Genomic DNA, 26909 nt, shown 5'->3' with positions numbered 1-26909 from the left:
TTGAGAATCAAGCCGCCTTTGCTGTCCAATAAGGAATGCAGGATGTTCTGATCAGACCCTTTCGCGCCTCCGACGCCCCGTGGCTGGTTATGCAGCACGGCCTGCTTTACGCGCGCGATGAGGGGTTTGATGAGACCTTCGCCCCCCTTGTTCACAGTATCCTGACCGACTTTGTCGCCTGGCATGATCCGACCCGGGAAAGGGGTTGGATTGCCGAGCGGGCAGGCGAGAGGCTGGGCAGCATCTTTTGTGTTGCGCTTGACGATAAAACAGCAAAGTTGCGTCTGTTCCTGCTGATGCCTCAGGCCCGCGGGTTGGGGTTAGGCAAGCGGATGTTGGGTACCTGTATGGCGTTCGCGCGCAGTGCCGGATTCACGGAAATGAGACTGTGGACCCACGAAAGCCACGAGGCCGCCTGCAGGCTTTACCGGGCTTCGGGGTGGCACTTGCTGAACAGCAAACATGTGCATTCCTTCGGGGTCAATCTTGTCGAACAAAGCTGGAAAATTCAGCTTTAATCCTCTTGCATTCCGTGGGCGCGTTCGGTACATCGCCCCTCACGAGTGCCGCCTTAGCTCAGTTGGTTAGAGCGCTGGATTGTGGATCCAGAGGTCGCCGGTTCGAATCCAGCAGGCGGTACCATTTTCAAACAAATCTCAACTCCTTCAGCCCGATTGACTGGAGTTTGGCGCTGCGAAAATGTTGTGAATAGCCTGCTGCCGCTGTGAAGGCGCCCATAGGTCAAATCTGCATCAGGCAGAGTTCAGCAACGGCTTCAGATCGAGCCCACGCACTGCAAACAGGGCAATCAGACGCTGGCGCTGTTCGTCGCTAAGAAGCTCAATTGCCTTGCGATGCACCCCAAAAGTGGCTGACGGGGCAGTTTCTGCGTCAGAGATAACCTTGTCGATCAGTTGCGGTGAGTACTCTTTCCACACCCCCAGGTGTTGGCCGTTAAATTCTCCGAAGTACCGGTCGACATTGCCTTCGTTCCTGATGCAAGAGGCAAACAATAACATGAATTCCGTTGGCCGTTGTTTGGATGCAAACAAGGCCTGAACTGAACCATGGGACTCGGCGACTTCATCCAGCACGCGCAGCACCAGTTGGCGATTGACCGGATACGGAGTCTCGTAGGCGGTGGTGGCTTCGATATCGTTGGCCGTCATGTTCAGGTCTATCACTTTCAGGCTTTCATTCAGCCAGCCCTGATGGAATTCGGCGTTCGGAGGATGGAAAGTGGATAGTCCGCGATTTTGTTCGTCAAAGAACTCTGCCGGATCGAAATCGCGCAGAAAAATGTTCTTTCCGTCCAGTATGAGCATCCTGTCGCAGTCAGCGATCCGCGCTGAGGCCAGCTTCAGGGCCTGCTGCATCCGATAGCCATTGCCGCCGCGCCAGCCTTGCGCAGAGGCAAAAGGCAGGCGATGCCGGTTGTCCACATAAAGCCACTCAAACAAACTGCGGCGGGTTTTACGCGGCACGTTCAGCAGCACCTCATCGCCGCCGACGATCCGGACTTTGGCGGCATGAGGGCCGTACTCCGGGCGCATTTCTTCCAATGTGCGGCGGATATCGCCCTCATTCACATCGTTGATGACCAAGTTGATATCGTTGATAATTTCCGGGCGCACCAATAACGCCAGCGAGCGAGCCTGATATCGCACGAGATCCAGATCACCAGAAAAAACGATAGTGACAAGGCTAATCAAGGCCGAATTCCCTAATAAATCTTGTTCTGCGACGCGAATGCCCGTGGTCAGCGCGCCAGATTCAGGCGGAACTGCATTTTGGCTTTTTTGGCAGCTGGCAGGTGCCGATTGAGCCGCTTGTTCACCAGCCCAAATCCCCCGATCACAACCAGCGTCAGCAGGATAAAATAGAAGGCCAGAATGGGATAGGGGACAAACGGGTTAAAGGTCTTATCGGCAAAATAGCTGGCGTAGTACAGCGCATCGCCGCGTTGTTGCCACGCGGGAAATGCCGAGAAGAAGACAAGTGTGGTGGCGTGGAACAGAAAGATCGCCTCGTTCGTGTAGGCGGGCCATGCCAGCCGCAGCGTGGTCGGCCAAACGACCCGGCGGAACCGCGACCAGCCGGACATGCCATAGGCGTCTGCTGCCTCGATATCCCCTTTTGGGATTGAGCGCAGCGCGCCATAAAAGATCTCACCCGAATAGGCAGCCGTGTTGAAGAACAGAACGATCAGAGCACCAAGCCAGGCTGACGTGAACCCGTCGAACATCGGGTAGGGTTTTTTCAGCGAGAGAAAGAGGAAATACGCAAAGAAGAACTGGATGAACAGCGGTGAGCCGCGGAAGATAAAGATGAACCACTCGGACGGTTTGCGCAGCCATATGTTGCTCGACGCCTTGCCGACGGCCAGCGCCGTCGCCAGGAAGAATCCGGTCGCCAGCGCCATGATGCCGAAATAGACGTTCCAGATCATGCCAGACCCGATCAGGGTGAACTGTTCGCACAAGGTGAAATCAGACTTGGGCAGCAGACGCTCACCCAGACCGATGGACCGCAAGCCGTAATCCTGGATGGTCTGCAAGCAGCTCATGCCGTGGTCTCCTTGCGCAGCAGTTCGCCGCCCGATGTGGCCTGCCCATGGGCCAGGCGTCGCATCAGTTTCTCGAGTCCAATCTCAGAGACACGGGTCATGCCAAGGTAGAAGACCAGCAGGAACAGAAAGTACCACATGCGCCAATCGCCATGCGGGTAGGCGGTAAATTTGGATGTCTTGGTTCCACCCAGTTCGCGTGCCCAATAGACGATATCCTCGACCCCTAGCAGGAACAAAAGCGGTGTGGCCTTGATCAGAACCATCCATAGATTCGACAGGCCGGGCAGGGCATAAACCCACATCTGCGGCACAAGGACACGCCAGAAAGTCTGACGGCGTGACATGCCATAGGCTTCGGCCGTCTCTAGCTGGGCATGCGGAACGGCTCGCATGCCACCAAACAGCACGTTGGCAGCAAAGGCCCCAAAGACGATCGAGAAGGTGATGACTGCCAGAAAGAACCCGTAGGTCTCGTGCATCCATTCCGGCGAAGAACCCAGCGGCAACTTGGCGGCTTGGCACACCAGAAAGTCGTTACCCTGACGGATCGGATCGGTCCAGTCGGGGCAAAGGATTTTATGACGGGTCCATTCAAACGCCTGGTCCAGCGCGATCACAAAGAACATGAAAAAGGCGATATCCGGTACGCCGCGAACCACGGCGATGTAGCCTTTGCCCAGCCAGCTAAGCGGTGGGAAATGCGACCGGGCGGCCATTGCTCCGGCAAAGCCGAACCCCAGCGCAACGGGCGCAGTCACTGCCAACAAGGCCAAAACCTTGAGGAAGGACAAATAGAACGACCAATGCACTCCGTTGGTCAAGTAGCAGGAAAACCAACGAAACGTGTCCAGAACATCGGGATCAGAGCAGAACGAGAAAATGGCAGGCCTCATACACTAGCGAGGGCTCAGCGGCAGCGCGCCCCAAATCGTAAGGGCGCGCTACTTGTGCAGAAAAATCAGAAGGTCGAGGACACTTCCCATTTGCTGATCAGCGTGTTCAGGCTGCCATCATCCTTCATGGATTGAATGGCTGCGTTGAACTTTTCCTTCAGCTCGGCATCCGATTCACGAACGCCCATGCCGACGCCACCACCCAGAGGGACTTCGTCGGCGACAAAACGCAGATCACCGTCTTCTTCAACGATGGGGGCAAGGAAGGATTTGTCTGCCAGAACCGCGTCAGCTTCGCCGTTGCGAACAGCGGCGAGGGTTTCATCCGGGCTCGAGAATTCTACCAGAGTTGCACCGGATTCGGCGATGTACCCAGCCTGAATGGTACCGGTCTGCGCTGCGACAACGCCACTTGTGACGTCTACGTCGTCGGACATCGCAACATAGGCCGATGGGTCCGGCGGTGTGTAGTTCTGGGTAAAGTCGATCACTTCATCGCGTTCGTCAGTGATCGACATACCCGCGATGATGACGTCGTAGTTACCCGAGACCAGGTTTGGAATGATTGAGTCCCAGTCATTCTTGACCCATTCGCATTCCAGGTTGGCGCGCTTGCACAGCTCATCGCCCAGTTCACGCTCAAAACCGTCGATCTCGCCGGCATCATTGATAAAGTTCCAAGGTGCGTAAGCGCCTTCCGTGCCCATCCGAACCGTGTCGGCCATGGCAATACCAGCTGTCAGCGCAAGCGCTGCTGTGGTCAGAATCAGGTTTTTCATTGGTTACTCCCCAGTTTAGTTCTGTTCTGATTTTACGCCGCCTGAGTGGCGGAGAGAAAGCCCTGAAGTCGTTCTGATTCAGGGGTAGTAAAGATATCTTCCGGCAGGCCCTCTTCTTCGATCAGGCCCTGGTGAAGAAAAACGACATGGCTTGAGATATCGGCAGCCATCTTCATGTCGTGGGTCACGATGATCATGGTTCGGCCTTCGGCGGCCAGATCCTTGATTACCTTGATAACTTCCTGTTCCAGTTCCGGGTCCAGCGCTGAAGTAGGTTCATCAAACAGCAGCGCTTCGGGTTCCATGCACAGGCCGCGGGCAATGGCCGCGCGTTGCTGCTGACCGCCAGACAGCTGCGCAGGGTAGACGTCGCACTTGTCGCCGATCCCGACCTTTTCCAGATATTTGCGCGCGCTGTCCTCGGCTTCGGCCCGGTCACGCCCCAGCACGGTAACCGGAGCCTCCATCACGTTTTGCAGGATCGTCATATGGGCCCACAGGTTGAACTGTTGGAATACCATCGACAGGTTGGTGCGAATGCGCAGCACCTGCTTGGGGTCTGCGGGACGGCGTCCGTGGCCATCGCCGATCCAGCGTACCGGCTCGCCCTTGAACAGGATCTCGCCCTGTTGGCTGTCTTCCAGCAGGTTGCAGCAGCGCAGAAGCGTGGATTTGCCCGACCCGGATGATCCAATCAGGGATACGACATCCCCGCGCCTTGCCGTAATATCGACCCCTTTCAGCACTTCCAGATTGCCGAAGCTTTTGTGGAGGTTCTTGATCTCGATTACGGGAGTGGAATCTGTCACGGGTGGTCCAGGTGTTATTGGTGTTGGTGCGGTACTAGGGCTTAAAAATCGGGGCAATGCAATGCGCAATTGACGCGTTTGGGTTCGGAAACTGCCAAATTGACCAGACGTTTTGGCCAAATCGGTCAGGGACTAAGCTGATTGACCATGTCCTGATCAGGATTTGAGACGCAAAGATATTCGTCTGCGGAAATGTCGATCAGGTCGTGCAAATGCAGCAGGCGGCGATCTTCGGCCGGCAGGGCGTGAATGGCGGCGCGAACGGCGCGTGCAATTTCGGACGCATTCTGTCCGTTGGCGGTGATATAGGGCAGGGCAGGAGTAGGCTCGGTTGCGCCGATCTCGCGCAGGGTGGTGCCCATATCGGTGTGTTCCTTCAACAGCTCCCATGTCAAAGCATCCAACGCGGCATAGTCGGCATGCCCGTCTGCGACGGCACGCGCCGAATGCACATGCCCACCGGTTTGATGGATGGTCGCGGGTATCAGGTCGCGTTGTGCAAGGTGAACCAAAGGCGCGGCCCAGCCGGACTGAGACAGGGCTTCGTTATACGCGAATATGCCACCGATCAGCTGATCCAGGCCTCGCTGATCGTCCTGCCGTGCAACCAGGATCGAGCGGTAGTGGCCGGGCGGACACCCGACCAATTCGTAATCAGGTGTGCCAATCAATTGCACTTTGCCGTGCAGGCGGGTGCGGTACGGCATCCCACAGGTCTGCGCAAAGACCATATCGGAGTTCAGCCAGATCTCCCACACATCGGCATCGCGGGTCAGGTGGTCAGGGCCATACCCCAGATGAGAGCGAATCAGAGTCCAGAGCCGGTCGTTCGCTGGTTGTAGGGCGGGCATGTCATACATGCCCAGCATCGCAATCACGCTTTAGCAGCCTTTTGACGGGCCAGAGCGGAATCCACGTCGCTGACACCCAGCAGGCTTACGACAAGCCGCAGCAGCGAATCCTCTTCGCCGGTGCGCTGCCCATCAGCCAAGGCAACCGACCACATCGCCTGTACGACGGCGAGGCGGTTATCATAATCCACGGCTTCTTTGATTGCGCGGGTAAAGCGGACGGTGTCGGGGGCCTCGGCCTCAAGATCTTCGGCGCGGGCGCGCAGACCGGCGGCCTCGAACGGAGACAGACCATAACGCTCGGCCGAAATCCGGTCGATTCTGGACATTTCGCTGTCGGCATAGTCGTTGTCAGAACGCGCAATACGCACCAACAGGGCTGTCAGGGCCAAGCGGGCGTCATCATGGGCAAGCGGGGCGGGCTGGGGCTGCGTAAGCCGGGACAGGAAATCACTAAACATGTGCTAGATATAGATGGCGTCTAACGCTCTTCCAAGCGCCTTTGCATCCGTTCGCGCGCGGTCTGACTGTCTTTATAGCTCAGACCCATGGCGATACGGGATTCTTCCACAATCTTCATCTCGCCCTCGTCCGAATTGCCATCAGCCAGAACGACCTCCCATAGGGCATCCAACGCGGCCAGACGTTCCTGCAAGTCGGTGGTCTCGCGGATCAGTTTGCCGAACGTGTCGGTGTCCGGGGCAGCCGCGTGCAGCTTTTCGCAGGTGGCCCGGACCTTGGCGGCCTCGATCGCGTTGTGCTGGTAAAGCCGGGCAAGGATGCGATCGATCAGGCTGATTTCTTCGAGTTTGTAATCCCGATCCGCCTGCGCCACACGCACCATAAGCGCCCCAAGCGCCAGTTCAGCATCCGGGTCGGGCAGGTTGTCGTGTTGCGGCGGGCGAAAGGCCTGAAAGAGCTTTTTCAACATAGGGGGACATTATTCCATATTTTGTGGACCGCCAAGCACGGACTACCCGTCATAGCCCGATAATCATAAGTTTGCCGGTTTACGGGATTCTACTTGAAGTTGCTGTCGTGATGCGAGGGGTCAGCCCCCTGCAGTGCCTGTTTTGCCTGTTCCTGCAACCAGCCCAGCATAAGGCGGTATGGCACCGGTCCATAGCTGATCCGCGCCACGCCCAGCGATGCCAGCGTGGCCGTGTCCGGCGTGCCGGGCAGTGCAATAATGTTGACCGGTAATTCCGTCGATTCGCACAACCTGGCGATCATGGCTTCGTCCTTCAGGCCGGGGGCAAAAAAGCCGCTGGCCCCGGCGTCTGTATAGGCTTGCGCCCGCGCAATGGCATCATCCAGCATCACGTCATTATGGGTTTCCGGTTTGGCCTTGAGGAAGATATCGGTCCGTGCGTTGATAAAAGCAGGAACGCCCGCCGCATCGGATCCTTCGCGCATGGCAGCAACGCGTGCAGCCTGGGTTTCGATGTCATAGAGATCATTGGTTCCAACGATTTGGTCTTCGAAATTGAAGCCGACGACACCGGTTTCAAGTGCGCGCTGAACATTGCTGGCAATGCCCAAAACATCCTTGGAATACGCCCCTTCAAAATCCAGAGAGACCGGCAAATCAACGGCCGTCACGATACGGCCGACATTGTCCAGTGCTGCCTCGAGTGGAAGGTTCTGGCCGTCGCCGAATCCCTGCGCCATCGCAACCGGTGCGCTGCCGGTGGCAATTGCCTTGGCACCGGCGTCACGAACGGCCCCGGCGCTGCCGGCATCCCAGATATTGTACAGGATTACAGGGTCGCCCTTTTTGTGCAGGGCGGCAAAATTCTCTGCCTGGGTGATTTGATTGCTCATTGCCGGTCTCCTGTCGGTTGTTCCCGACAGTTAACCGCGCAAACGACCGGCGCGTACAGAATTTTCACGCCGACCGATACAATGTCGCAAAACGCCTTGTGTCAGACCAGGCGCGAGCTGTCTTTCGCTGCGCGCACAAAGTCACGAAACAGAGGATGTGGTGCAAACGGCTTGGACTTGAGCTCCGGATGGTACTGGACCCCAATGAACCAGGGGTGGTCCGACCATTCGACGATTTCCGGCAACCGGCCGTCCGGTGACATGCCCGAGAAGTTCAGCCCCGCCTTTTCCAGCTTTTCACGGTATTTGATGTCCACCTCGTACCGGTGGCGGTGGCGTTCTTCGATATTGGTTCCGCCGTAAACCCCGGCCACTGTTGAGCCTTCTGCCAGAACCGCATCATAAGCGCCCAGTCGCATTGTGCCGCCTTTGTCGTCGCCCACTTTGCGCTCGACCTTGTGGTTGCCCTGCACCCATTCTTTAAGGTGGTAAACAACCGGTTCAAAACGCTTTTTACCGGCCTCGTGGTCAAACTCTTCCGAGCCTGCCTCGGTTATTCCCGCGACATTCCGGGCGGCTTCGATGACCGCCATCTGCATGCCCAAACAAATGCCCAAGTAGGGTACTTTGTGTTCGCGCGCGTACTGAGCTGCTTTAATCTTACCTTCAGTGCCGCGTTCGCCAAAGCCACCGGGAACAAGAATGGCGTGGAAACCTTCGAGATGCGGTGCGGCGTCTTCGGTGTCGAACACCTCGGCATCGACCCATTCGACCTTGACCCGAACCCTGTTGGCCATGCCGCCATGGGTCAGGGCCTCGGCAATCGATTTATAGGCGTCCTCAAGCTGTGTGTATTTGCCGACGATTGCGACCTTCACTTCGCCCTCGGCGTTATGGATTCGGTCGCTGACGTCTTCCCATTTTGTCAGATCGGGCTTTGGCGCGGGGCTGATCTGGAACGCGTCCAGAACTGCCTGATCCAATCCCTCACGGTGATAGGCCAGTGGCGCATCGTAGATGGTGCTGAGATCCTGCGCAGCAATAACCGAGTCGGGACGCACGTTACAGAACAGCGCCAGTTTTTCACGCTCCTTGGTCGGGATCGGCCCCTCGGACCGGCAGACCAAAATATCGGGAGCCAGGCCAATAGAACGCAATTCCTTGACCGAGTGCTGCGTTGGCTTGGTCTTCAACTCGCCCGAGGCCTTGATAAAGGGCAGCAGGGTCAGGTGCATGAACAGACATTGGCCACGGGGCTTGTCCTGGCTGAACTGACGGATGGCTTCAAAGAAGGGCAGTCCTTCGATATCGCCGACGGTGCCGCCGATCTCGCACAGCATAAAGTCGACCTCATCCTCTCCGATAGCGATGAAGTCCTTAATCTCATTGGTGACGTGCGGGATCACCTGAATGGTCTTGCCGAGGTAGTCTCCACGGCGCTCTTTCTCGAGAACGTTGGAATAGATCCGGCCCGAACTGACAGAGTCGGTCTTGCGTGCGGCCACACCCGTGAACCGTTCGTAATGGCCAAGGTCCAGATCGGTTTCGGCACCATCATCGGTTACGAAAACCTCACCATGTTCAAACGGCGACATAGTGCCGGGATCGACGTTCAGATAGGGGTCCAGCTTGCGCAAGCGCACCGAATACCCTCGCGCTTGCAACAGCGATCCCAAGGCCGCCGAGGCCAGTCCTTTACCCAAGGACGAGACCACACCACCTGTAATGAAAATAAAACGCGCCATGTTTTTCGGCTGCTCCCGTGAGACGTCAAAATCAGCTGCCCGGCGGCTTGAAAAAACCGCAGCACCACGGGACTTCACACATAAAGGATTCGCGCCCATAGCGCAAGAGAACCGCAAGATGCTGTTGCAGCTCTCTTTCAGTATTCTAGGTTTTGTGGATCAGTTGGCCTGCGGAATCAGTGGCGCATTGTCGCCCTGTGTCGGAGGCAACAGATCATCTGCCGACGGAACCGCCGGTGTGCTTTCCTCAACCGCAGCTGGTGCCGGAACACCCAGACGGTCGATAACGGAGCTGCCCGATGATTTCTGAGCCGCCAGAATGGTCAGCGTGATCGACGTGACAATAAAGCAGGCCGCCAATATCCAGGTAACCTTGCCCAACGCGGTCGCAGCCGCACGTCCGGTCATGGCGCCACCGCCACCGCCGCCCATACCCAGGCCACCGCCTTCGGACCGCTGCATCAGAACAACGGCAATCAGGCCCAAAGCCAAGAGAAGGTGGATGATGAGAACGACGTTTTCCATGGTGTTCCTGTACAGCGTGGCGTGTATCGCGTGGTACTTATGCAAGTTTGCCAGCGGGGGCAAGGGAGGAGTTGCCATCACCGCACGTGATGCAATTTATCACAGCAAAGAGACTGGACAGCCGTGCATATGCTGACGCAACCTGCCGCTCATGCCACATGATGATCACGACCACCCGCACGCCCTGTTGCCGCCTGAACCTGCGCTCCGCGTCAAGGCGCTCGAGACGATTCTGACTCGCAAAGGGCTGATCGACCCGGCAGCACTGGATGAGATAATCGACACCTATCAGAACAAGATAGGCCCCAAGAACGGCGCGCGCGTCGTGGCCAAGGCGTGGAGCGACCCTGAGTTCAAAAAGGCTCTGTTGGAAGACGCCACACAGGTCGTAGCCGATCTGGGTTTTTACGGACGGCAGGGCGAACATATGGTGGTAGTTGAAAACACAACCGACCAGCACAACATGGTCGTTTGCACCTTGTGCAGCTGCTACCCGTGGCCGCTGTTAGGTATTCCGCCAGGGTGGTACAAGTCCGACGCTTACCGCGCCCGCGCTGTACGTGAGCCGCGCAAGGTGTTGGCCGAGTTTGGAGTCGAACTGCCGACGAAAACCTCCGTGCGCGTGTGGGATTCGACGGCCGAAATACGCTATCTGGTGCTGCCAATGCGCCCGGATGGCACCGAGGGAATGAGCGAGGATGGTCTTGCCACCCTTGTCACCCGTGACAGCATGATCGGCACCGGCCTGGCACGGGTGCCCGCATGACCCGGGTTCACGATATGGGCGGACGGTTCGGGGACGGCCCCGTGGTGCCTGAGGCCGAGGACAGCCCGGTTTTTGCCGAAGACTGGCACGGGCGTGCTTTGGCTGTAACGCTGGCGGCTGGGTTTTTGGGGCAGTGGAATATCGACAAATCCCGCCACACCCGTGAAAGGCTGTCACCGAAGGATTACGCCAGGTTCTCATATTATGAGAAGTGGATATCGGGCCTGGCTGATCTGTTGGTGGATAACGGTGTGCTGTGCCCTGAAGACTTGATCGGTGACGAATATGACAGCTCGCATCCCTTGTCTTCGCGCGTTTTGCAGGCTCAGGCAGTACCCGGGGCCCTCGCAAAAGGAGGCCCGGCTGATCGCCCATCTGATGTGCCTGCTCAGTTCGAAATCGGGCAGGCGGTTCAAACTCTGCATCCTGCCGCCAACCGCCTTGTCGATGGCGGACACACCAGATTGCCGATTTACGCAGCCGGTGCAAAGGGCCGAATCCTACGGCTGCACGGAACGCATGTCCTGCCCGATTCCAATGCCCATGGTCTGGGCGAAGCGCCCGAACCTCTCTATGCCGTGGCCTTTCCGGCCTCAGAGCTCTGGGCTGATCCGGAGCACCCGCGGGATGAAGTTGTTTTAGACCTGTGGCAAAGCTATCTGGAACCCGCATGACGCTATGCAACACTCATTCCGCGCCGGAACCGGTTTTTGCCGAACCCTGGCACGCACAGGTATTCGCCGTCACCGTTGCATTGAACGAAGCGGGTCGGGTCGACTGGCCCGACTGGGCTGCACGGTTTTCGCAGACCCTGAAACGTCACGGGCTGGACCGAGAGTTGGACGGGGGCGACGACTACTTCCTCGCTTGGCTGGTAACCCTGGAGGAATTCCTGATCGAGCAGGGCGCAGCGGCAACACAAGACGTCGCTAATCTCAGAAATGCGTGGAAAGAAGCCTATTTGACAACGCCGCATGGTCAGCCCGTTCGTCTGGCTGCACGTTAAGAAGGGGGCTCTGCCCCCGCCGCCCGTTCCGGGTGACTCCCCCCGGGATATTTCGGGCCAGATAAACAAGTGATCCGATCTTCATCTGGCTAATAAATATCCCTGCCGGAGGCATCGCGCGCAGTGCGGTTGTTATCTGCGGCGAATTACCGGTTTCCCTGCCGCTTTGTCCCCGTTATACGAGCCGAGTTTGAAAACTCAGCGCAAAAGGACCAGATATGGCCAATGTGGTTGTTGTCGGCGCCCAGTGGGGTGACGAGGGAAAAGGCAAGATTGTCGACTGGCTCAGTGAACGGGCAGACGTGATCGCGCGTTTTCAAGGCGGACATAACGCCGGTCATACGCTGGTTATCGATGGTGAGGTCTATAAATTGCATGCGCTGCCTTCGGGTGTCGTGCGCGGCAGCAAGCTAAGCGTCATTGGCAACGGCGTTGTGCTGGACCCGTGGCATCTTCTCAAGGAAATTGGAACGATCCGTGCGCAGGGTGTCGATATTTCGCCCGCGACACTGATGATCGCAGAAAATACGCCGTTGATTCTGCCGATTCACGGAGAGTTGGACCGCGCGAGGGAAGAAGCGGCCTCCAAGGGCACGAAAATTGGCACAACTGGCAGGGGCATCGGCCCGGCCTATGAGGATAAGGTTGGGCGCCGGTCCGTACGCGTTGCCGATCTGGCGGATGAGGCAACGCTTGAAGCCCGTGTTGACCGCGCCCTTCAGCACCACGACCCTCTGCGCAAAGGTTTGGGAATCGAACCAGTTGACCGGGACGCGCTTATCGCTCAACTGAAAGAGATAGCGTCGAAAATTCTGCCTTTTGCGGCCCCTGTCTGGAAAGTGCTGAATGAAAAGCGCAAAGCAGGAAAACGTATTTTGTTCGAGGGGGCGCAGGGCGCTCTGCTGGACATTGATTTTGGCACCTACCCGTTCGTGACGTCATCCAATGTCATCGCGGGCCAGGCTGCCACCGGGGTTGGCATTGGCCCGGGCTCGATCGATTTCGTTCTTGGCATTGTCAAAGCCTACACGACCCGAGTGGGTGAAGGTCCATTTCCAACCGAGCTGGACGACGACGATGGGCAGCGTCTGGGTGAACGTGGACATGAGTTTGGCACCACCACCGGACGCAAGCGCCGCTGCGGTTGGTTCGACGCGTGCCTTGTGCGCCAGACCTGTGCGACCAGTGGGGTGAACGGTATTTCGCTGACCAAACTTGACGTTCTGGACGGGTTTGAAACTCTGAAGATCTGTACCGGCTATAATCTGGACGGAGTGCATCTGGACTATCTGCCTACCGCCGCGGATCAACAAGCGCGTTGCACGCCCATCTACGAAGAGATGCCAGGCTGGAGCGAATCTACCGAAGGCGCGCGCAGCTGGGCAGACCTGCCTGCCAACGCGATCAAATATGTGCGTCGTGTTGAAGAGCTGATCGACTGCCCGGTTGCGCTTCTTTCAACCAGCCCGGAGCGGGAAGACACCATTCTGGTGACCGACCCGTTTGCCGATTGATGGGGCAGGACGAGAAAACCGGTCTGAGCTATAAGGCGCGCCGTCGCTGGTCGCTGGTACTGCTGCTGGTAGGGTTGCCCGTCTACATCGTGGCCGTAGTGACCGTTGTAAACTGGCTGGATCGCCCGCCGATCTGGCTGGAGTTTCTGGTCTATGTCGGCTTGGGTATCTTGTGGGTTTTACCCTTCAAGTTTGTATTCAAGGGCGTGGGCAAGGAAGATCCGGATCAACCCACGGAATAGTTGTTGCCGCTACCTGCGGATGAGATCCCTGCCATGATTGCCAGCAGCAGGCCTGTTGGACCTATCCAAAACGGATTTCATCGGTCTTGTCAGTTAGGCCGCAGACTGGGAATTGGATAGTGTCATGGCGTCGCTGAATAGGCGGGTACACAGTTTTCGAAGTCGATACCGTGCGTTGCATTCGCGTTGTTAACAAAGGCTGTGGTGTGACTGACCTCATCCTGACAGGCTCCCACGTGGCCTTGGTCTTCACTTTCTAAACTCAACCCGCGCGGCGGTCCGGCGTGGGCCAGCTTAGGATTGCACGCGCGATTGCGTGGTATTCGCCCGAAAGTTCTTCGGCCACGCTGAACGGAGTGGGCCAGGGCGTAGTGAGCGTGGCTTCAATCTGGCCTGTCGCAATATCAAGATCAGCTTTGTGTTTGGCAGCCAGGCGGCGCATCTTTTGATTGGTTGCCAGGCACAGCATGTGGACTTCGCGAATTCCGCGGTTTCGGGCGGCGGTGATGATCCGGGACAGCAGGGCGTCGCCGATACCGCGATCTTGCCAGGCTGATTCAACCGTAAAGGCGACCTCGGCCACTTGATTGTGACTGTCTGGCAGGATGCGCAATTCCCCCACGCCGCGCAGACGGGAATCCGGGAAGGCCCCGAACACCAAAGTGGCATTTTCGAACAGCCCGGACAGGTACGTCTGAACCGTTTCTGATTTGACCGGAATGCCAAACCTGGAGGTCAATGCATCGTCACTCAAGTTTTTGAAATGACTTATAACTTTCTGCTCGTCGTACTTTCTGAGACGCCGGATCGGGACTTCGTACATGGCGCAGCCTTTGCTAAAAAGAGACCTGACTTAGAGACCTCCTCCCCAGCAGACAGTAGCATTTTTCTGCACTGCAGCAAAGGTGCTGGACTACATTTCGGCGAAAATGGAACACCAAAACCTCACCGTAAAAAAAAAGGCCGAAGGAAACCCTCGGCCCATTTGATTTCTTTGGCAAAAAGTCAGCCTGCGGCGCGCTCGTCATCCGGGCGGAACCCGATCTGGGTCGAGGCCGCAAAGCGTCCGCCTCCGGCTTTTTCGATCTTGCCGTCCCGCAGCAACTGACCGAAAGAGCGCAGGCTTTCTTCGCGATTGAAGTCGTCCTGCTTGAGCGAGCGAATTTTGTTCATCAGCTGTGGGCGCGAGAACTGCTCCTGACCTTCGATAAAGGAAAGGTACGCAGCGGCGGCTTCCAGCAAGTCTGGCAGGGATTGGGCCCCTTGTTCCTGTGCGAACAGAACAAACCCACCTTCGTCGGGCGTTTCATCTTCGGTATCCGACTTCACACGGCGGGGGGTCACCGGTCCTGCTTCTTCGGACTGGTTGTCTACACGTTGCTCGGCAACCAACTTGAGAGGCGCTGCAGCGTCAATGATAGGGCGCGCGCTGGTCACTTGAACATCCGGGCGGCGGGGGCTGACGACTGACGTCAGATCGCTGCGATAATCGTCGCCCTCACTTTCTTGTTTGATACCATCGGAAGCACCTCGCTCGGCCTCGGTCACCGCTACCGCTGCGCGCATGTGAGAGTAGGTTTCACGCTTGGTGTTGGTGGTCGGATCGCTCAATTGCTCACCAACCTTGTCCATCAGGCGCGATACATCTTCGTCCAGGCTCATTGGGTTAGCCGGTGTCTTGTCCGTGCGGCCGGCCAGATGGTTTTCGACCTCTGATATCTCGCTCAGCAGATCAAACTCGTCTTCTTCAGTCAAAGTGCCGGATTCTGCATCATCCATCCGGGGATGTTCGGCCTCGTCCTCAGCGCTTGTATCCTTAAGGATGTTGTCCACTTCCTCGCCTTCCGGTTCGGTCTCGGCGGAGTCATCCAAGTTGGAAAACATCGCATCAATGGTAACAGTTTCCTCAACTTCCGTTTCTGGCACCGCGTCATCTGACGTCAGAACCATTGGGCTTTTTTCGACCACGTCTTCGATCTCGGGCTCAGCTTCGGCAATGTCCTCCGCTTCAACCCGGATGTCTTCCTGTGCGTCACTGCCGCTGTCCACCGGCTGTTCAATCTCGGTTTCGTTGGTTTCGCCCAAGTCCGAGGGGTCAAGCGATCCGGCTGCAAAGGCGGCGGCGACGGCATCTGACGGACCGGTCGCGTTTTTCATCAGGGCCGTCTCTTCGTCTTCGGTGTAGATCACCGCGTTTTCCTCGGAATGAGAAACAACTGCGCGGATACGCTGGAGTTTGGCCGCGATACTGTCGGCTGCTGGAGCAGGTGCGTCTTCAACGGGTTCCGCATCAGCGAACGCCGTCTGAGGGGGGTGCGAGGGGGATGGTGCCGCTGCGGGCGTGTTAACAACGTTCAATTCCGATGCAGCGGGTGCAGGCTGTGACGGGGTTGAGACCTGATCGGTGGCACGCAGAAGCAGACCTGATTCATTCTGGCTGGCTTCCACTTCTCTGGATGCATCGCGTTTTGCGATACGGGCCAACATTTCGGTATCCGGTTGAGGAGGCTCCGATCCAAAGTAACGATCATCCGCAGAAAGATCACGAAAGTACTCTGCAATCGCTTTCATTGTTTCAAATGAATCGTCGAACCCTTCTAAAGTGCACGAGAAGGTTCCATAGGAAACGGTTAATACCTTGTTATTCTGTACCATCAGACGCACGTCCTCTACAAACTACGAGAGCCAACAGCCCAAGTACGGGCGCACCTATTGGCTCAGAACTCTTTCCATGAACCTATCATTTTGTGGTCTCAATGTGTCCAAATCCGGAAAAAATGATCAATCTTAAAAAAAATACGCCGATTGTGCGGTCATCAGAGCCAATTGGACTGGTTGGAGGCGGCCAAATAGGCCCTGACGACCTGAATCAGCTGCTGATTCGAGTAAAAACAGTTGTGGCCGCTGATGGTGGCGCGGCGTCATTGATGGAAACGGGCCGCGTCCCGGACGCCGTGATCGGTGATTTCGATTCGCTGAGCGCCGAGCATCGCGACCAGATCCCCGCGGACCGGTTGTTTCCAATTCCGGAACAAAATAGCACCGATTTTGACAAGGCTTTGCGCAATGTCGACGCACCTTTGGTGCTGGGAGCGGGATTTCTTGGGGGGCGTCTGGATCATCAGCTGGCAGTGCTGAACGTGCTTGCAAGGTGGCCTGATCGACCTTGTATCCTGCTGGGTGCGCATGAGGTTGTGTTCCTTGCGCCGCCTCGGATTACGCTCAAGGTCACGCCGGGAGATGTGGTGTCATTGTTTCCGTTTCAACGTGTAAAGGGGCGCAGCCTTGGGTTGGAGTGGCCAATCGACGGTCTGGTGATGGAGCCAAACGGGGGCGTTGGTACATCCAACCGGGCATTGGCGGATGTTGAGTTGTTTATAGACGGACCGGGTCTGTTGGTGATGGTGCCGCGATACGCCCTGGATCAGGTCATGCAGGCGTTTCTGTCGGAGCAGACCGGGCGCTGGCCCGCTCGCGAAGAATGACATAGAGGCCGGCTGCAATTGTGATCGCGATACCCAGCGCCGCGATGCCATCGGGTAGATCGTGAAAGATCAGCCACCCAAACAAGGTGGCAACGGGTATCTCAAGGTACTGCATCGGGGCCAATGTGGCTGATGGCGCATAGCGCAGCGACCATGTCATAAACAGATGCGCGACTGTTCCCAACAGACCAATTGCGATCAAAAGATAATGACCTTCGCCCATCGGGGGGATCAGGGACAGTTCCCAAACGCCACCCACAGTTCCAAGCACTAGGACCGGCAGCAACAGGACAGTCGCCATTATGCCAGAGACCGCCTGAAGGGCGACCGGATCGGTGTCCTTTGCGATCTTTCGCGTCACCAGCATGAACAGGGCAAAGACCAAAGCCACAACCAGAGGCAACAGGGCAGCCGCACCAACCTGTGCAAAACTGGGCTGAATAACCATCAACGTCCCCACAAACCCCACGGTACAGGCAATCAGGCGGCGCATTCCGACCACTTCATCCAGCACGTACTTGCCCAGGATCAGCATGATAAAGGGCATCACAAAGGCAATTGCGACTGCATCTGCCAATGGCAGGAACTTGAGTGCGCTGAACATCGCGGCGATTCCGACAATGTGCAAAATTGTCCGTATGAAGGTCAGGCGCAGAATGCGGCCTCGCATCCGAAAGCTCCGGTCGCTTAGGGCAACCAAAGGAATCAAAACAATCGCCTGCACTGCAAATCGGACCCAGACCAGCATCCCTATGGGCGTCGTCTCGCCCAGCAGTTTGGCCATGGCATCGCCCAGCGGTGCGAGTAGGCAAAACCCGAGCATCAAGACGATGCCGAATACTGGTCGATCCTGTGTCATGGGCGCGACGCTACGGGGTTTGACCTAGAGTGGAAAGCGTTTACGGCAGCGACTGCGCCTTGGTGTAATCCGGCCCGATACAGTGGGGCAGGCCATCGTCTATCTTGAGCCAGCGCAGCTTTTCCTCATGTGCGACGTGCAGGGTCGGCTGCAGCAGTTCCGGATCGTCCAGCGTGGCCACATAGAGATGCAGGACGCCTGACATGGCTTGCGAGCGGAAAGAGATCGGCGTGCCGCATTCAGGGCAAAAACTGCGTTCGACTCCAGGGGATGAATTGAAGGTCTTTGGCGCATCACCAAGCCAGCGCCATTGCCCGTCGCGAACCCCGAAATAGGTCGTCATCGGGGCCGCGCATTGACGCCTGCAACTGTCGCAATGGCAAGTCACGCAAGACAGGGCCGGAGGGGTGACCTCATAACGGATCTTTCCGCACAGACAATGTCCTTGCATGGGGTCCCTCACATATCTCTCAGCAGTTTGGCACGTTGACCGCCAGACCACCTAGTGACGTTTCTTTGTATCTCTCATGCATGTCATGCCCTGTCTGGCGCATGGTTTCGATCACCGCATCCAGCGGAACAAAATGCTGTCCGTCACCGCGCAGGGCAAGAGACGCCGCCGATACGGCCTTGATAGCACCCAGGCCGTTCCGCTCGATGCAGGGCACCTGAACCAATCCTGCAACCGGGTCGCAAGTCATGCCCAGATGGTGTTCCAGCGCGATCTCGGCTGCGTTTTCCACCTGCTCGGGCGTGCCACCCATGACGGCGCACAGCCCAGCTGCGGCCATAGCGGCGGCGCTGCCGACCTCGGCCTGGCACCCGGCCTCGGCACCTGAGATTGACGCGTTGAACTTGACCAGCCCGCCAATGGCAGCAGCGGTCAGCAGGAAGTCTTCGATATGCGTCTCGGATGCACCGGGCACGTGATCGAGATAATAGCGCAACACGGCAGGCAGTACGCCAGCCGCACCGTTGGTAGGTGCTGTCACGACTTGACCGCCGGCTGCGTTCTCCTCGTTCACGGCCATGGCGTAAACGCTCATCCAGTCATTGATCGTGTGCGGTGCATTCAGGTTCATGCCTCGCTCGGCCTGCAGCGCATCGTGGATACCTTTGGCACGGCGGCGCACGCTCAGACCGCCGGGCAGAATCCCGTCCGTGGTCAGACCCCGTTCGATACAGTCGTTCATCACCTGCCAAAGCCGAGCCGTCCCTTTGGCAAAACTATCCGCGCATCCGCGCGCGATTTCATTGGCGCGCTTCATCTCGGCAATGCTTTTGCCACTGGTCCTGGCCATGTCGAGCATCTCGACAGCGGATTTGAAGGGGAAGGGCACGGGGTCGCCTTCGTCTGTCGCTTTACCCTCGGCCAGTTCTTCCTCGGTCAGGACAAAGCCGCCACCAATTGAATAAAAGACCTGCCGCAGGATCACATCGCCCTGCGCGTCGGTGGCCATCAGGATCATACCGTTGGCGTGACCGGTCAGTTGGTGTTCGAAATCAAAGGTCAGATCGGTCTTGGGGTCGAACTTCAATTCTGGCAGTCCTTCGGGGGAAACCACTTGCGTTTCAGCGATTTCCGCCAACGCGGATTCGGCCTTGTCGTTGTCATAGGTGTCGGGAACAAATCCGGCCAGACCCAGTATCGTGGCGCGGTCGGTTGCGTGACCAACACCGGTAAAGGCAAGGGATCCGTGCAAAGATCCGCGCAGGCCGGAAAACTCGAACGGTGAGGCGCGCATCATGTCCAGAAACCGCGCAGCCGCAACCATTGGCCCCATGGTATGAGACGACGAAGGGCCAATGCCCACTTTGAACATATCGAAGACGGATAGAAACATATCAGGTAGCTGAGCCTTCTTGAGGAGTAGCATAGGTCGGAGATGTAAAGGGCGTAACCCCTAACCCTTCGGCCGCAATGGCGGCGCGGGTTGCAGGGCGTGTTTCAAGCTGCATCAGGATAGCTTGCAGGTACGGGGTGTCTGCCAGCTGATACCAGCTGCGATCGGTCTGCGCCGGATACAACGCCAGCCACCGCATCATGCAAGCGACATAGTAGGTCAGGACCGAAGGCCGTTCTGGATGCAGCCATTCCGGCGTGTGTCGTGCCTCGGCGTCCAGTGCCTGAAGATGCTGTCGCAGCCGAGGGCGGATACTGGCGCGCAGGGTCTCAGCCGCAGCTGCGTCGATGTATTTCTCGGCATAAAACAAAATACGCATATCCGCGTGCAAAGTGTTTGATGCAAAGAACAGCCATTTCAGGAACGCTGCCCGATCTGCGTTGTCAGGGGCGGGGGCCAGTTGTTCATGCGTATCTGCGAGCCACAGCAGGATGGCGGCTGTCTCAAAAATCGGACCTTGCGGCGTCTCCAGAACGGGGATCAAGCCGTTTGGGTTCAGCGCCCGGTAGGCTGCGCTGTCCTGTGCGTTTCGGCGACGATCCACCAACGCTGTTTCGTAATTCAGGCCCATCTCTTCCAACACCAGCCTGATCACCAGCGAGGCGTTGTCGGGGGCATAATGCAAAAGATAGGGCGCGCTCATAATGGCTATGTATACGGGTGCCGTCATCTTGAAAGCATCGATTGCGACGTTTCCAATAGGAAACGCGTATTTTCGCGACATGATGGCTCAGAAAATTGGTGTATTCGCTCTCGCAGTTGCTGATCGCATTCCGTATAAGTTCGGCAGCAAAACAGGGGAATGCTGCCATGACCGGAGAAATGTCACCCGTCGACAAGGCCAAGTATGTCGCCGCGCGCCGCGCCGCTGATATGGTTCAGGATGGAATGCGCGTTGGGCTGGGCACAGGATCGACGGCCGTATGGATGGTGCGCCGCCTTGGGGAGCGGGTGAAGGACGAAGGGTTGCAGATCAAGGGCGTTCCGACCTCAAGCCGCACCGCGCAGCTTGCCCGCGAGGTGGGGATCGAGGTTGTCTCTCTGGATCAGGCCGGATGGCTGGACATGGCGATTGACGGCGCGGATGAGTTCGACGGTGAGCTGAACCTGATCAAGGGCGGCGGGGGGGCACATCTTCAGGAAAAGATCGTTGCAACAGCCAGCGACCGGATGGTGGTGATCGCCGATGCGGGCAAAGAGGTCGAAACGCTGGGCGCGTTCCCTCTGCCGGTCGAGGTTGTCCCCTTTGGCTGGCAGACCACCCGCACCCTGATCGAAGAGGCGCTGGACACGATGGACGTTCTTGGCACCTCGACCGCTTTGCGCATGAACGGTGAGGCGCCTTTTGTCACCGATGAGGGCAACCACATCCTGGACCTGCATCTGCAGCGCATCGGCAACGCGCGACAATTGGCGCTGGTGCTCAATCAGGTGCCGGGCGTGGTCGAAAACGGCCTGTTCATCGATATCTGTGACAAGGTCGTCATTGGCTACGGCGACGGCCGGGTCGAGGTGCGAGATATCAACGAAGGCACGATTGAGACAGACCAACCGGCCGAGAGTGGAGAGAACCTGTTCTTGGATATTGTGGATTAAGCGATAGATCCAAAAGGTGCGGTAGTGATCATCATGGAATGCCGCGCTTGAATGGCTTGCGTACACTTTCTTAACCACCAAGGGTTGGATGCGCGTCACTTACCCCCAGATAACCAACGAATTTGCCCTGTCTGAAAAAAGGAACTCAGGATGAGCTTTGACTATGATCTGTTTGTCATCGGCGGCGGCTCGGGCGGGGTCCGCGCGGCGCGAGTTGCAGCTGGCGAAAATGGCGCCAAGGTGGCGCTGGCAGAAGAGGACCGCTACGGCGGCACCTGTGTCATCCGGGGCTGTGTGCCAAAGAAACTGATGGTGTTCGCCAGCGAATTCTCGGACATGGTCGGCGATGCGCAGGCCTATGGTTGGGATGTCAAACCCGGCGCGTTCGACTGGCAGATTTTCCGCGGCAAACTTCATGCGGAACTGGACCGGCTGGAAGGCATTTACCGCAATATTTTGAAAAACAACGGTGTTGAGAGCTTTGACCAGCGCGCCCACGTGGTGGACGCGCATACCGTTGAACTGGCTGATGGAACCCGCAAAACCGCCAAGCACATCCTTGTGGCCACCGGAGGCCGCCCGGTCGTGCCTGAGTTTCCGGGATCTGATCTGGCCATCACCTCGAACGAGATTTTCCATCTGGAGAAGCTACCCGACTCGATCTTGATCGTCGGCGGCGGCTATATCGCCAGTGAGTTTGCCGGGATCATGAATGGCATGGGGGTCAAGACCACTCAGTTCTATCGCGGCGCGCAAATTCTGCGGGGCTTTGACGAAGAAGCGCGCGGGCTGATCAGTGAGGAGATGTGCCAGAACGGCATTGATCTGCATCTGGGCACAAACGTGCTGGAAATGGCCATGGACGGTGACAAAATTCGCGTCAAGGCCACCAATGGTTCGGAACAGTTGTTCGACGTGGTCATGTATGCCACCGGTCGCGCACCAAACGCTGACAATCTGGGTCTTGAGGCGATTGGTGTTGAACGCGGTCGCAAGGGCGAGATCATCGTGGATGAATACAGCCAGACCGGCGTGCCCTCGATCTATGCCATCGGGGATGTGACCGACCGGGTGAACCTGACGCCCGTCGCGATCCGCGAAGGCGTGGCTTTCGTCGAGACAGTGTTCAAAGGCAACCCGACACCGGTGGATCACGACCTGATCCCCACCGCGATCTTTACCCAGCCCGAATTCGGCACCGTTGGCCTCAGCGAAGAAGAGGCCGCGGCACAAGAGCCGGTCGAAGTTTACGCAACTTCGTTCAAGCCGATGCAAAAGGCATTTGCTGGTGGAACACAGCGAGTACTGATGAAGCTGATCGTCAGCCAGGCCAACCGCAAGGTGCTGGGCTGTCATATCGTGGCGCCGGGCGCTGGTGAGATGATTCAGCTGGCTGGAATCGCAGTGAAAATGGGCGCGACAAAAGAAGATTTTGATCGCACCGTTGCAGTTCACCCTGTGATGGCCGAAGAACTGGTGACAATGCGGCAACCTGTGCGCACTGCTTGATTTGCAAGCGCGCGCAACCAAGTTACAAGGGGCACCGTGATCACACGGTCCAGAACAAAGGAAAAGATACATATGGCGGGCAACAGCGGTGGCCCCTGGGGGGGCGGAGGCTCTTCGGGAGGTGGAGGAAATCGGGGTAACAATGGGGACGGGCGCAAGCCCCCCGAAGGCGATGGCCCGCAGATCCCCGAGATCGATGAGCTGATGAAAAAAGGGCAGGAACAGCTGCGCGTTCTTATGGGCGGTCGTGGCGGCGGTGGCCGTGGCGGCAATGGTCAAGGGTCTGGCGGTGGCGGTCCAGCCCTTACCAAAGGAACCGTTGCGATTGGTTTGATCGTAGCGGCGGCTTTGTGGGGGTTCGCAAGTTTCTATACCGTGAAACCAGAAGAACAATCGGTTGAGTTGTTTCTGGGCGAGTTTTCAGCCGTAGGAAACCCGGGTCTGAATTTCGCGCCATGGCCGTTTGTGACCGCCGAGGTTATCGCCGTGACCAGCGAGCGGAACGAAGATATGGGCGGCGCACGCGGTAGCGACGATGGCCTAATGCTGACCGGCGATGAGAACGTGGTCGATATCGACTATCAGGTTGTCTGGAATATCAACGACCCAGCCAAATACCTGTTCAACCTACGAGATCCCAAACAGACGATTCAGGCGGTTTCGGAATCGGCAATGCGTGAGATCATTGCCCAGTCAGAGCTTGCTCCGATCCTGAACCGGGATCGTGGTGTTATCGCGGACCGGCTGCAGGAACTGATCCAATCCACGATGGACAGCTACAGCTCTGGTGTGAACATTGTGCGTGTCAACTTTGACAAAGCGGACCCGCCGCAGGACGTGATCGCCGCATTCCGCGACGTTCAGGCCGCTGCACAAGAACGTGACCGCCTACAGAACGTGGCCGACGCTTATGCGAACAAGGCACTGGCTGAAGCACGTGGTGAAGCCGCCCAGGTTCTGGAAGAGGCCGAAGCGTACCGCGCGCAGCAGATCAACAGCGCCCAAGGTGAGGCCAGCCGCTTTAGTGCGGTTCTGGAGGAATACACCAAAGCGCCTGATGTGACCCGTAAACGTCTGTATCTTGAGCGGATGGAGCAGATTCTGGGTGACGTCGACAAGATTATTCTGGACCAGAACTCAGGCGGGCAGGGGCAGGGCGTTGTGCCTTACCTGCCGCTGAACGAGCTGCGCCGCAACCCGGCAGCGGAGGGTAACTGATGCGTAAATCACCTATTATTCTGATTATCGTCGTAATCCTTGCCGTGGCAGGTTTGTCGTCGATCTTTATTGTGGACGAACGCGAACGCGCGTTGGTTCTGCAATTTGGCCGGGTCGTCGCGGTCAAGGAAGAGCCGGGATTGGCCTTCAAACTTCCTGTCGTTCAGGAAGTGGTCCGCTATGATGACCGCATCCTGTCGATTGATGTCCAGCCGCTGGAAGTTACCCCGCTGGATGACCGCCGTCTGGTGGTTGATGCCTTCGCGCGCTACCGGATTTCCGATCTGAACCGGTTCCGTCAGGCCGTTGGCGTTGGCGGCATCCCGGTTGCCGAAGATCGACTTGACCGCATCCTGCGCGCCGAGACACGCGAAGTGCTGGGTTCGGTGTCATCGCGCGACATTCTAAGTTCTGACCGGGCAGCGCTGATGCTGCGCATTCGCAACAGTGCGATTGCCGAAGCGCAGGCGCTGGGCGTAACCGTCATCGATGTGCGACTGAAGGCGACCGATCTGCCTCAGGCGAACCTTGAGGCAACGTTCGACCGGATGAAAGCCGAGCGGGAACGTGAGGCGACAGACGAACGCGCCCGGGGCAACGAAGCGGCCCAGCGTGTGCGTGCACAGGCAGACCGGACCGTGGTTGAACTGGTATCAGATGCCCGTCGCGAGGCTGAGATCACGCGCGGTGAAGCGGATGCTGAACGGAACGCGATCTTCGCCGAAGCTTATGGCGCAGACCCCGAGTTCTTTGAATTCTATCGGTCGCTGACGGCTTATGAGAATGCGCTGCGTGGCGGCAACAGCTCATTGGTTCTAAGCCCGGATTCCGAGTTCTTTAATTACCTTGGATCACCGACGGGACGGGCCGCGCCAACGGCCCCTGCATCCCAGTAATGGGCCTTGTCCTTCTGGCCTTCGGGCTGGTGCTGATTGTTGAGGGGCTGGCCTATGCGCTGGCCCCTTCGCTTATTGAACGCATGCTCGAGGCGTTGCGGTCTTTGCCCGAGCAGGCGCGACGGCTGGCCGGGCTGCTGTGTGTGGTCAGCGGTCTGGTGCTGCTTTGGGGAGCATATCAGGTCGGGTTTTAACGCTGTGTTTTCAATTGCTGGTGAATTCCCCGCGATCACGAGTTGCGGGCTAGATCAAACCGGCTACATTGGTTGCTAAGAAGGGCCGCCTGCGGGCGGTTTGGTAAGAATTGTTGACAAGGAGTTCCCAAGTGCAGGCACACGCACGCAGTATTTCCGTCCAGCGGGACGATGGTGTTGGTTTCATGCGGCTGATGTGGTTGGCCTTTGCCGGGATGCTTTTGGTTCTGGCGCAAGCTGTGGCTGCTCAGGCGCGAAGTGAAAGTCTGGCGCCGCTGGCTGAAAAGATCAGCCCGGCGGTGGTTAATATTACAACCTCGACACTGATCGAAGGCCAGACCGGCCCGCAGGGGATTGTTCCCGAGGGCTCTCCGTTCGAGGATTTCTTTCGCGAGTTTCAAGATCGTGAAGGCGATGATGAAAACCGCCCACGCCGCAGTAACGCGCTTGGATCGGGCTTTGTGATCTCTGAGGATGGCTACATCGTCACCAACAATCACGTGATTGCAGAAGCCGATGAAATCTTGGTCGAGTTCTTCCCTGGCGACGGTCAGCCCAAAAAAGAGCTGCCAGCCAAGGTGATCGGCACAGATGAGAAAACCGATATCGCCTTGCTCAAGGTCGAGGCGTCGGGTCCGCTGAAATACGTTAAGTTCGGTGACAGCGATATCGCACGCGTTGGCGACTGGGTCATCGCAATGGGCAACCCGCTGGGGCAGGGATTTTCGGTCTCGGCGGGGATCGTCTCGGCCCGGAATCGGGAGCTGAGCGGATCATATGATGACTACATCCAAACCGATGCAGCGATCAACCGGGGCAACTCGGGCGGGCCGCTGTTCAATATGGATGGCGAAGTGGTTGGCGTGAACACGGCGATCCTTTCCCCCAATGGCGGATCGATCGGGATTGGGTTCTCGATGGCCTCTAACGTAGTAGTCAAAGTGGTCGATCAGCTGCGCGAGTTTGGTGAAACCCGTCGCGGCTGGTTGGGCGTGCGCATTCAGGATGTCACAGAAGATATGGCCGAGGCCATGGGCCTGGAAAAGCCAGGAGGCGCGCTGATTAGCGATGTGCCGGAAGGACCAGCCAAAGAGGCAGGTCTTTTGGCTGGCGATGTGATCCTGAGCTTTGACGGTGTTGAGGTTGAAGATACGCGCGGTTTGGTACGGCTGGTCGGTGAGACTACAGTCGGAAAATCGGTCCGGGTGGTCGTGCATCGGGATGAGGGCACGCAGACAGTATTGGTAACGCTGGGCCGTCGCGAAGACGCTGAGCGGAGCGAAGAAGGCGAAGAGGATGCGCCTGATGCGCCAACCGAGGAAAACGCGGATATCCTGGGGCTGATGATCTCACCCCTGACGGACACTTTGCGCACGGATCTGGGCCTGGATGCCGAGGCCGATGGACTGGTTGTAACCGAGGTAGACGAAGCCTCAGAGGCTTTTGCCAAGGGTCTGCGCGCGGGTGATCTGATCACCGAGGCGGGCCAGCAAAAGGTGACCTCAATCGACGATCTTGAGGCACGCATGGAAGAAGCGCGCGATGCAGGCCGCAAGTCGCTGCTTCTTCTGGTGCGGCGCAGTGGAGAGCCGCGCTTTGTGGCGTTGAGCCTTACCGAATAAGCCAGCCAAATCAATGAATGAACAGGCCGGGGCAATCGCCCCGGCCTTTTTGATTCAACCCTGCACCAAAGAATTGAGCCACACGCCGGGGAGGCGCATGGCT

Annotated in this window: 30 protein-coding genes and 1 tRNA gene; 14 read left to right on the top strand and 17 right to left on the bottom strand. The window is 57.7% G+C overall.

Annotation, left to right across the window (positions count from 1 at the left end; all coding sequences use genetic code 11):
• The first annotated feature begins 35 nt into the window (after nucleotides 1-35).
• Nucleotides 36-518, top strand: coding sequence for a GNAT family N-acetyltransferase (locus RUM8411_RS06270; protein ID WP_085821826.1), 483 nt, complete (start codon nucleotides 36-38; stop codon nucleotides 516-518).
• Nucleotides 519-565: 47 nt separating this feature from the next.
• Nucleotides 566-642 (top strand) — tRNA-His (locus tag RUM8411_RS06265).
• Between the two features lie 110 nt (nucleotides 643-752).
• Here the strand turns inward: RUM8411_RS06265 and RUM8411_RS06260 are convergent.
• The 11 genes from RUM8411_RS06260 to secG all read right to left on the bottom strand — a co-directional run bounded on the left by RUM8411_RS06260 (nucleotide 753) and on the right by secG (nucleotide 9995).
• Nucleotides 753-1712, bottom strand: coding sequence for a DUF6492 family protein (locus tag RUM8411_RS06260; protein ID WP_085821825.1), 960 nt, complete (start codon nucleotides 1710-1712; stop codon nucleotides 753-755).
• Between the two features lie 47 nt (nucleotides 1713-1759).
• Nucleotides 1760-2566: an ABC transporter permease gene (locus tag RUM8411_RS06255; RefSeq protein WP_085821824.1), complete on the bottom strand. Its 807-nt coding sequence runs from the start codon at nucleotides 2564-2566 to the stop codon at nucleotides 1760-1762.
• Nucleotides 2563-3450: an ABC transporter permease gene (locus RUM8411_RS06250; protein WP_085822018.1), complete on the bottom strand. Its 888-nt coding sequence runs from the start codon at nucleotides 3448-3450 to the stop codon at nucleotides 2563-2565. The genes RUM8411_RS06255 and RUM8411_RS06250 overlap by 4 nt, the downstream gene beginning before the upstream one ends.
• 77 nt (nucleotides 3451-3527) lie before the next feature.
• The gene (locus tag RUM8411_RS06245) at nucleotides 3528-4241 is read right to left on the bottom strand and encodes a transporter substrate-binding domain-containing protein (protein WP_085821823.1); all 714 of its coding nucleotides are present in this window, start codon (nucleotides 4239-4241) and stop codon (nucleotides 3528-3530) included.
• 32 nt (nucleotides 4242-4273) lie between these two features.
• Nucleotides 4274-5050 carry an ABC transporter ATP-binding protein gene (locus tag RUM8411_RS06240; RefSeq protein ID WP_085821822.1) on the bottom strand — a complete coding sequence of 259 codons (777 nt, stop codon included), beginning with the start codon at nucleotides 5048-5050 and terminating at the stop codon, nucleotides 4274-4276.
• A 125-nt stretch (nucleotides 5051-5175) separates the two neighbouring features.
• Entirely contained in the window at nucleotides 5176-5919 is a 744-nt protein-coding gene (locus RUM8411_RS06235) for a phosphate/phosphite/phosphonate ABC transporter substrate-binding protein (RefSeq protein WP_085822017.1), read from the bottom strand.
• A 5-nt stretch (nucleotides 5920-5924) separates the two neighbouring features.
• Nucleotides 5925-6362 carry a tellurite resistance TerB family protein gene (locus tag RUM8411_RS06230; RefSeq protein ID WP_085821821.1) on the bottom strand — a complete coding sequence of 146 codons (438 nt, stop codon included), beginning with the start codon at nucleotides 6360-6362 and terminating at the stop codon, nucleotides 5925-5927.
• Between the two features lie 20 nt (nucleotides 6363-6382).
• Nucleotides 6383-6832 (bottom strand): tellurite resistance TerB family protein, encoded by a 450-nt coding sequence (locus RUM8411_RS06225; protein ID WP_085821820.1) that lies wholly within the window; start codon nucleotides 6830-6832, stop codon nucleotides 6383-6385.
• Nucleotides 6833-6921: 89 nt separating this feature from the next.
• On the bottom strand, nucleotides 6922-7725 hold the full coding sequence (locus tag RUM8411_RS06220; RefSeq protein ID WP_085821819.1) for an isocitrate lyase/PEP mutase family protein: 804 nt from the start codon (nucleotides 7723-7725) through the stop codon (nucleotides 6922-6924).
• Nucleotides 7726-7826: 101 nt separating this feature from the next.
• Entirely contained in the window at nucleotides 7827-9470 is a 1644-nt protein-coding gene (pyrG, locus tag RUM8411_RS06215; protein ID WP_085822016.1) for a CTP synthase, read from the bottom strand.
• A 159-nt stretch (nucleotides 9471-9629) separates the two neighbouring features.
• On the bottom strand, nucleotides 9630-9995 hold the full coding sequence (gene secG, locus RUM8411_RS06210; protein WP_085821818.1) for a preprotein translocase subunit SecG: 366 nt from the start codon (nucleotides 9993-9995) through the stop codon (nucleotides 9630-9632).
• A 151-nt stretch (nucleotides 9996-10146) separates the two neighbouring features.
• On the opposite strand from secG, the gene nthA reads away from it, so the two are divergent.
• The 5 genes from nthA to RUM8411_RS06185 all read left to right on the top strand — a co-directional run bounded on the left by nthA (nucleotide 10147) and on the right by RUM8411_RS06185 (nucleotide 13523).
• A complete protein-coding gene (nthA, locus tag RUM8411_RS06205; RefSeq protein WP_085821817.1) occupies nucleotides 10147-10761 on the top strand; it encodes a nitrile hydratase subunit alpha in 615 nt (204 codons plus the stop codon).
• A complete protein-coding gene (nthB, locus tag RUM8411_RS06200; protein ID WP_085821816.1) occupies nucleotides 10758-11435 on the top strand; it encodes a nitrile hydratase subunit beta in 678 nt (225 codons plus the stop codon). The genes nthA and nthB overlap by 4 nt, the downstream gene beginning before the upstream one ends.
• Complete coding sequence (locus RUM8411_RS06195; RefSeq protein WP_085821815.1) at nucleotides 11432-11767, top strand: nitrile hydratase accessory protein; 336 nt, start codon at nucleotides 11432-11434, stop codon at nucleotides 11765-11767. The genes nthB and RUM8411_RS06195 overlap by 4 nt, the downstream gene beginning before the upstream one ends.
• 218 nt (nucleotides 11768-11985) lie before the next feature.
• Nucleotides 11986-13281 (top strand): adenylosuccinate synthase, encoded by a 1296-nt coding sequence (locus tag RUM8411_RS06190; protein ID WP_085821814.1) that lies wholly within the window; start codon nucleotides 11986-11988, stop codon nucleotides 13279-13281.
• Nucleotides 13281-13523 carry a DUF2842 domain-containing protein gene (locus tag RUM8411_RS06185; protein WP_085821813.1) on the top strand — a complete coding sequence of 81 codons (243 nt, stop codon included), beginning with the start codon at nucleotides 13281-13283 and terminating at the stop codon, nucleotides 13521-13523. Before RUM8411_RS06190 ends, RUM8411_RS06185 begins: the two co-directional genes overlap by 1 nt.
• Nucleotides 13524-13785: 262 nt before the next feature.
• Here RUM8411_RS06185 and RUM8411_RS06180 read toward each other — a convergent pair whose 3' ends face one another.
• Nucleotides 13786-14262, bottom strand: coding sequence for a GNAT family N-acetyltransferase (locus tag RUM8411_RS06180; protein ID WP_159453854.1), 477 nt, complete (start codon nucleotides 14260-14262; stop codon nucleotides 13786-13788).
• A 266-nt stretch (nucleotides 14263-14528) separates the two neighbouring features.
• A complete protein-coding gene (locus tag RUM8411_RS06175; protein WP_306372824.1) occupies nucleotides 14529-16010 on the bottom strand; it encodes a hypothetical protein in 1482 nt (493 codons plus the stop codon).
• A gap of 290 nt (nucleotides 16011-16300) precedes the next feature.
• Here RUM8411_RS06175 and RUM8411_RS06170 point away from each other — a divergent pair, with 290 nt between their 5' ends.
• Nucleotides 16301-17008, top strand: coding sequence for a thiamine diphosphokinase (locus RUM8411_RS06170; protein WP_085821810.1), 708 nt, complete (start codon nucleotides 16301-16303; stop codon nucleotides 17006-17008).
• Here the strand turns inward: RUM8411_RS06170 and RUM8411_RS06165 are convergent.
• Genes RUM8411_RS06165 through RUM8411_RS06150 form a run of 4 tightly spaced genes read right to left on the bottom strand, consistent with a single transcriptional unit; the run spans nucleotide 16953 to nucleotide 20414 of the window.
• Nucleotides 16953-17867, bottom strand: coding sequence for a DMT family transporter (locus tag RUM8411_RS06165; protein ID WP_085821809.1), 915 nt, complete (start codon nucleotides 17865-17867; stop codon nucleotides 16953-16955). The genes RUM8411_RS06170 and RUM8411_RS06165 overlap by 56 nt on opposite strands.
• A gap of 40 nt (nucleotides 17868-17907) precedes the next feature.
• A complete protein-coding gene (locus RUM8411_RS06160; protein ID WP_085821808.1) occupies nucleotides 17908-18318 on the bottom strand; it encodes a GFA family protein in 411 nt (136 codons plus the stop codon).
• Between the two features lie 19 nt (nucleotides 18319-18337).
• Nucleotides 18338-19711 (bottom strand): L-serine ammonia-lyase, encoded by a 1374-nt coding sequence (locus RUM8411_RS06155; protein ID WP_085821807.1) that lies wholly within the window; start codon nucleotides 19709-19711, stop codon nucleotides 18338-18340.
• A gap of 1 nt (nucleotide 19712) precedes the next feature.
• Nucleotides 19713-20414, bottom strand: coding sequence for a glutathione S-transferase family protein (locus RUM8411_RS06150; protein ID WP_085822015.1), 702 nt, complete (start codon nucleotides 20412-20414; stop codon nucleotides 19713-19715).
• A gap of 167 nt (nucleotides 20415-20581) precedes the next feature.
• Here RUM8411_RS06150 and rpiA point away from each other — a divergent pair, with 167 nt between their 5' ends.
• The 6 genes from rpiA to RUM8411_RS06120 all read left to right on the top strand — a co-directional run bounded on the left by rpiA (nucleotide 20582) and on the right by RUM8411_RS06120 (nucleotide 26806).
• Nucleotides 20582-21367, top strand: a complete 786-nt coding sequence (rpiA, locus tag RUM8411_RS06145) for a ribose-5-phosphate isomerase RpiA (protein ID WP_085822014.1) — start codon at nucleotides 20582-20584, stop codon at nucleotides 21365-21367.
• 150 nt (nucleotides 21368-21517) lie between these two features.
• A complete protein-coding gene (gene gor, locus RUM8411_RS06140; RefSeq protein WP_085821806.1) occupies nucleotides 21518-22876 on the top strand; it encodes a glutathione-disulfide reductase in 1359 nt (452 codons plus the stop codon).
• Nucleotides 22877-22948: 72 nt separating this feature from the next.
• Nucleotides 22949-24094 (top strand): FtsH protease activity modulator HflK, encoded by a 1146-nt coding sequence (hflK, locus tag RUM8411_RS06135; protein ID WP_085821805.1) that lies wholly within the window; start codon nucleotides 22949-22951, stop codon nucleotides 24092-24094.
• Nucleotides 24094-24990 (top strand): protease modulator HflC, encoded by an 897-nt coding sequence (gene hflC / locus RUM8411_RS06130; RefSeq protein ID WP_085821804.1) that lies wholly within the window; start codon nucleotides 24094-24096, stop codon nucleotides 24988-24990. Before hflK ends, hflC begins: the two co-directional genes overlap by 1 nt.
• Entirely contained in the window at nucleotides 24990-25184 is a 195-nt protein-coding gene (locus tag RUM8411_RS06125; RefSeq protein WP_085821803.1) for a DUF2065 domain-containing protein, read from the top strand. The genes hflC and RUM8411_RS06125 overlap by 1 nt, the downstream gene beginning before the upstream one ends.
• Nucleotides 25185-25369: 185 nt before the next feature.
• Nucleotides 25370-26806 (top strand): Do family serine endopeptidase, encoded by a 1437-nt coding sequence (locus RUM8411_RS06120; protein WP_085822013.1) that lies wholly within the window; start codon nucleotides 25370-25372, stop codon nucleotides 26804-26806.
• The last annotated feature ends 103 nt before the right edge of the window (nucleotides 26807-26909 follow it).

Source organism: Ruegeria meonggei, assembly GCF_900172215.1.
Lineage (GTDB): Bacteria > Pseudomonadota > Alphaproteobacteria > Rhodobacterales > Rhodobacteraceae > Ruegeria > Ruegeria meonggei.
This window is presented reverse-complemented; position numbering and strand designations above follow the sequence as displayed.

What these genes read in the sequence shown, in the direction of transcription:
- RUM8411_RS06225 (WP_085821820.1), bottom strand. Translation starts at nt 6,832, where the DNA reads ATGTTGAAAAAGCTCTTTCAGGCCTTTCGCCCGCCGCAACACGACAAC.
- RUM8411_RS06230 (WP_085821821.1), bottom strand. Translation starts at nt 6,362, where the DNA reads ATGTTTAGTGATTTCCTGTCCCGGCTTACGCAGCCCCAGCCCGCCCCG.
- RUM8411_RS06235 (WP_085822017.1), bottom strand. Translation starts at nt 5,919, where the DNA reads ATGCTGGGCATGTATGACATGCCCGCCCTACAACCAGCGAACGACCGG.
- RUM8411_RS06220 (WP_085821819.1), bottom strand. Translation starts at nt 7,725, where the DNA reads ATGAGCAATCAAATCACCCAGGCAGAGAATTTTGCCGCCCTGCACAAA.
- RUM8411_RS06255 (WP_085821824.1), bottom strand. Translation starts at nt 2,566, where the DNA reads ATGAGCTGCTTGCAGACCATCCAGGATTACGGCTTGCGGTCCATCGGT.
- gor (WP_085821806.1), top strand. Translation starts at nt 21,518, where the DNA reads ATGAGCTTTGACTATGATCTGTTTGTCATCGGCGGCGGCTCGGGCGGG.
- RUM8411_RS06195 (WP_085821815.1), top strand. Translation starts at nt 11,432, where the DNA reads ATGACGCTATGCAACACTCATTCCGCGCCGGAACCGGTTTTTGCCGAA.
- nthB (WP_085821816.1), top strand. Translation starts at nt 10,758, where the DNA reads ATGACCCGGGTTCACGATATGGGCGGACGGTTCGGGGACGGCCCCGTG.
- RUM8411_RS06160 (WP_085821808.1), bottom strand. Translation starts at nt 18,318, where the DNA reads ATGCAAGGACATTGTCTGTGCGGAAAGATCCGTTATGAGGTCACCCCT.
- RUM8411_RS06120 (WP_085822013.1), top strand. Translation starts at nt 25,370, where the DNA reads ATGCGGCTGATGTGGTTGGCCTTTGCCGGGATGCTTTTGGTTCTGGCG.
- RUM8411_RS06150 (WP_085822015.1), bottom strand. Translation starts at nt 20,414, where the DNA reads ATGAGCGCGCCCTATCTTTTGCATTATGCCCCCGACAACGCCTCGCTG.
- RUM8411_RS06270 (WP_085821826.1), top strand. Translation starts at nt 36, where the DNA reads ATGCAGGATGTTCTGATCAGACCCTTTCGCGCCTCCGACGCCCCGTGG.
- rpiA (WP_085822014.1), top strand. Translation starts at nt 20,582, where the DNA reads ATGACCGGAGAAATGTCACCCGTCGACAAGGCCAAGTATGTCGCCGCG.
- RUM8411_RS06125 (WP_085821803.1), top strand. Translation starts at nt 24,990, where the DNA reads ATGGGCCTTGTCCTTCTGGCCTTCGGGCTGGTGCTGATTGTTGAGGGG.
- RUM8411_RS06165 (WP_085821809.1), bottom strand. Translation starts at nt 17,867, where the DNA reads ATGACACAGGATCGACCAGTATTCGGCATCGTCTTGATGCTCGGGTTT.
- RUM8411_RS06245 (WP_085821823.1), bottom strand. Translation starts at nt 4,241, where the DNA reads ATGAAAAACCTGATTCTGACCACAGCAGCGCTTGCGCTGACAGCTGGT.
- hflC (WP_085821804.1), top strand. Translation starts at nt 24,094, where the DNA reads ATGCGTAAATCACCTATTATTCTGATTATCGTCGTAATCCTTGCCGTG.
- nthA (WP_085821817.1), top strand. Translation starts at nt 10,147, where the DNA reads ATGCCACATGATGATCACGACCACCCGCACGCCCTGTTGCCGCCTGAA.
- RUM8411_RS06175 (WP_306372824.1), bottom strand. Translation starts at nt 16,010, where the DNA reads ATGTTGGCCCGTATCGCAAAACGCGATGCATCCAGAGAAGTGGAAGCC.
- RUM8411_RS06170 (WP_085821810.1), top strand. Translation starts at nt 16,301, where the DNA reads ATGATCAATCTTAAAAAAAATACGCCGATTGTGCGGTCATCAGAGCCA.
- RUM8411_RS06185 (WP_085821813.1), top strand. Translation starts at nt 13,281, where the DNA reads ATGGGGCAGGACGAGAAAACCGGTCTGAGCTATAAGGCGCGCCGTCGC.
- pyrG (WP_085822016.1), bottom strand. Translation starts at nt 9,470, where the DNA reads ATGGCGCGTTTTATTTTCATTACAGGTGGTGTGGTCTCGTCCTTGGGT.
- RUM8411_RS06155 (WP_085821807.1), bottom strand. Translation starts at nt 19,711, where the DNA reads ATGTTTCTATCCGTCTTCGATATGTTCAAAGTGGGCATTGGCCCTTCG.
- RUM8411_RS06190 (WP_085821814.1), top strand. Translation starts at nt 11,986, where the DNA reads ATGGCCAATGTGGTTGTTGTCGGCGCCCAGTGGGGTGACGAGGGAAAA.
- hflK (WP_085821805.1), top strand. Translation starts at nt 22,949, where the DNA reads ATGGCGGGCAACAGCGGTGGCCCCTGGGGGGGCGGAGGCTCTTCGGGA.
- secG (WP_085821818.1), bottom strand. Translation starts at nt 9,995, where the DNA reads ATGGAAAACGTCGTTCTCATCATCCACCTTCTCTTGGCTTTGGGCCTG.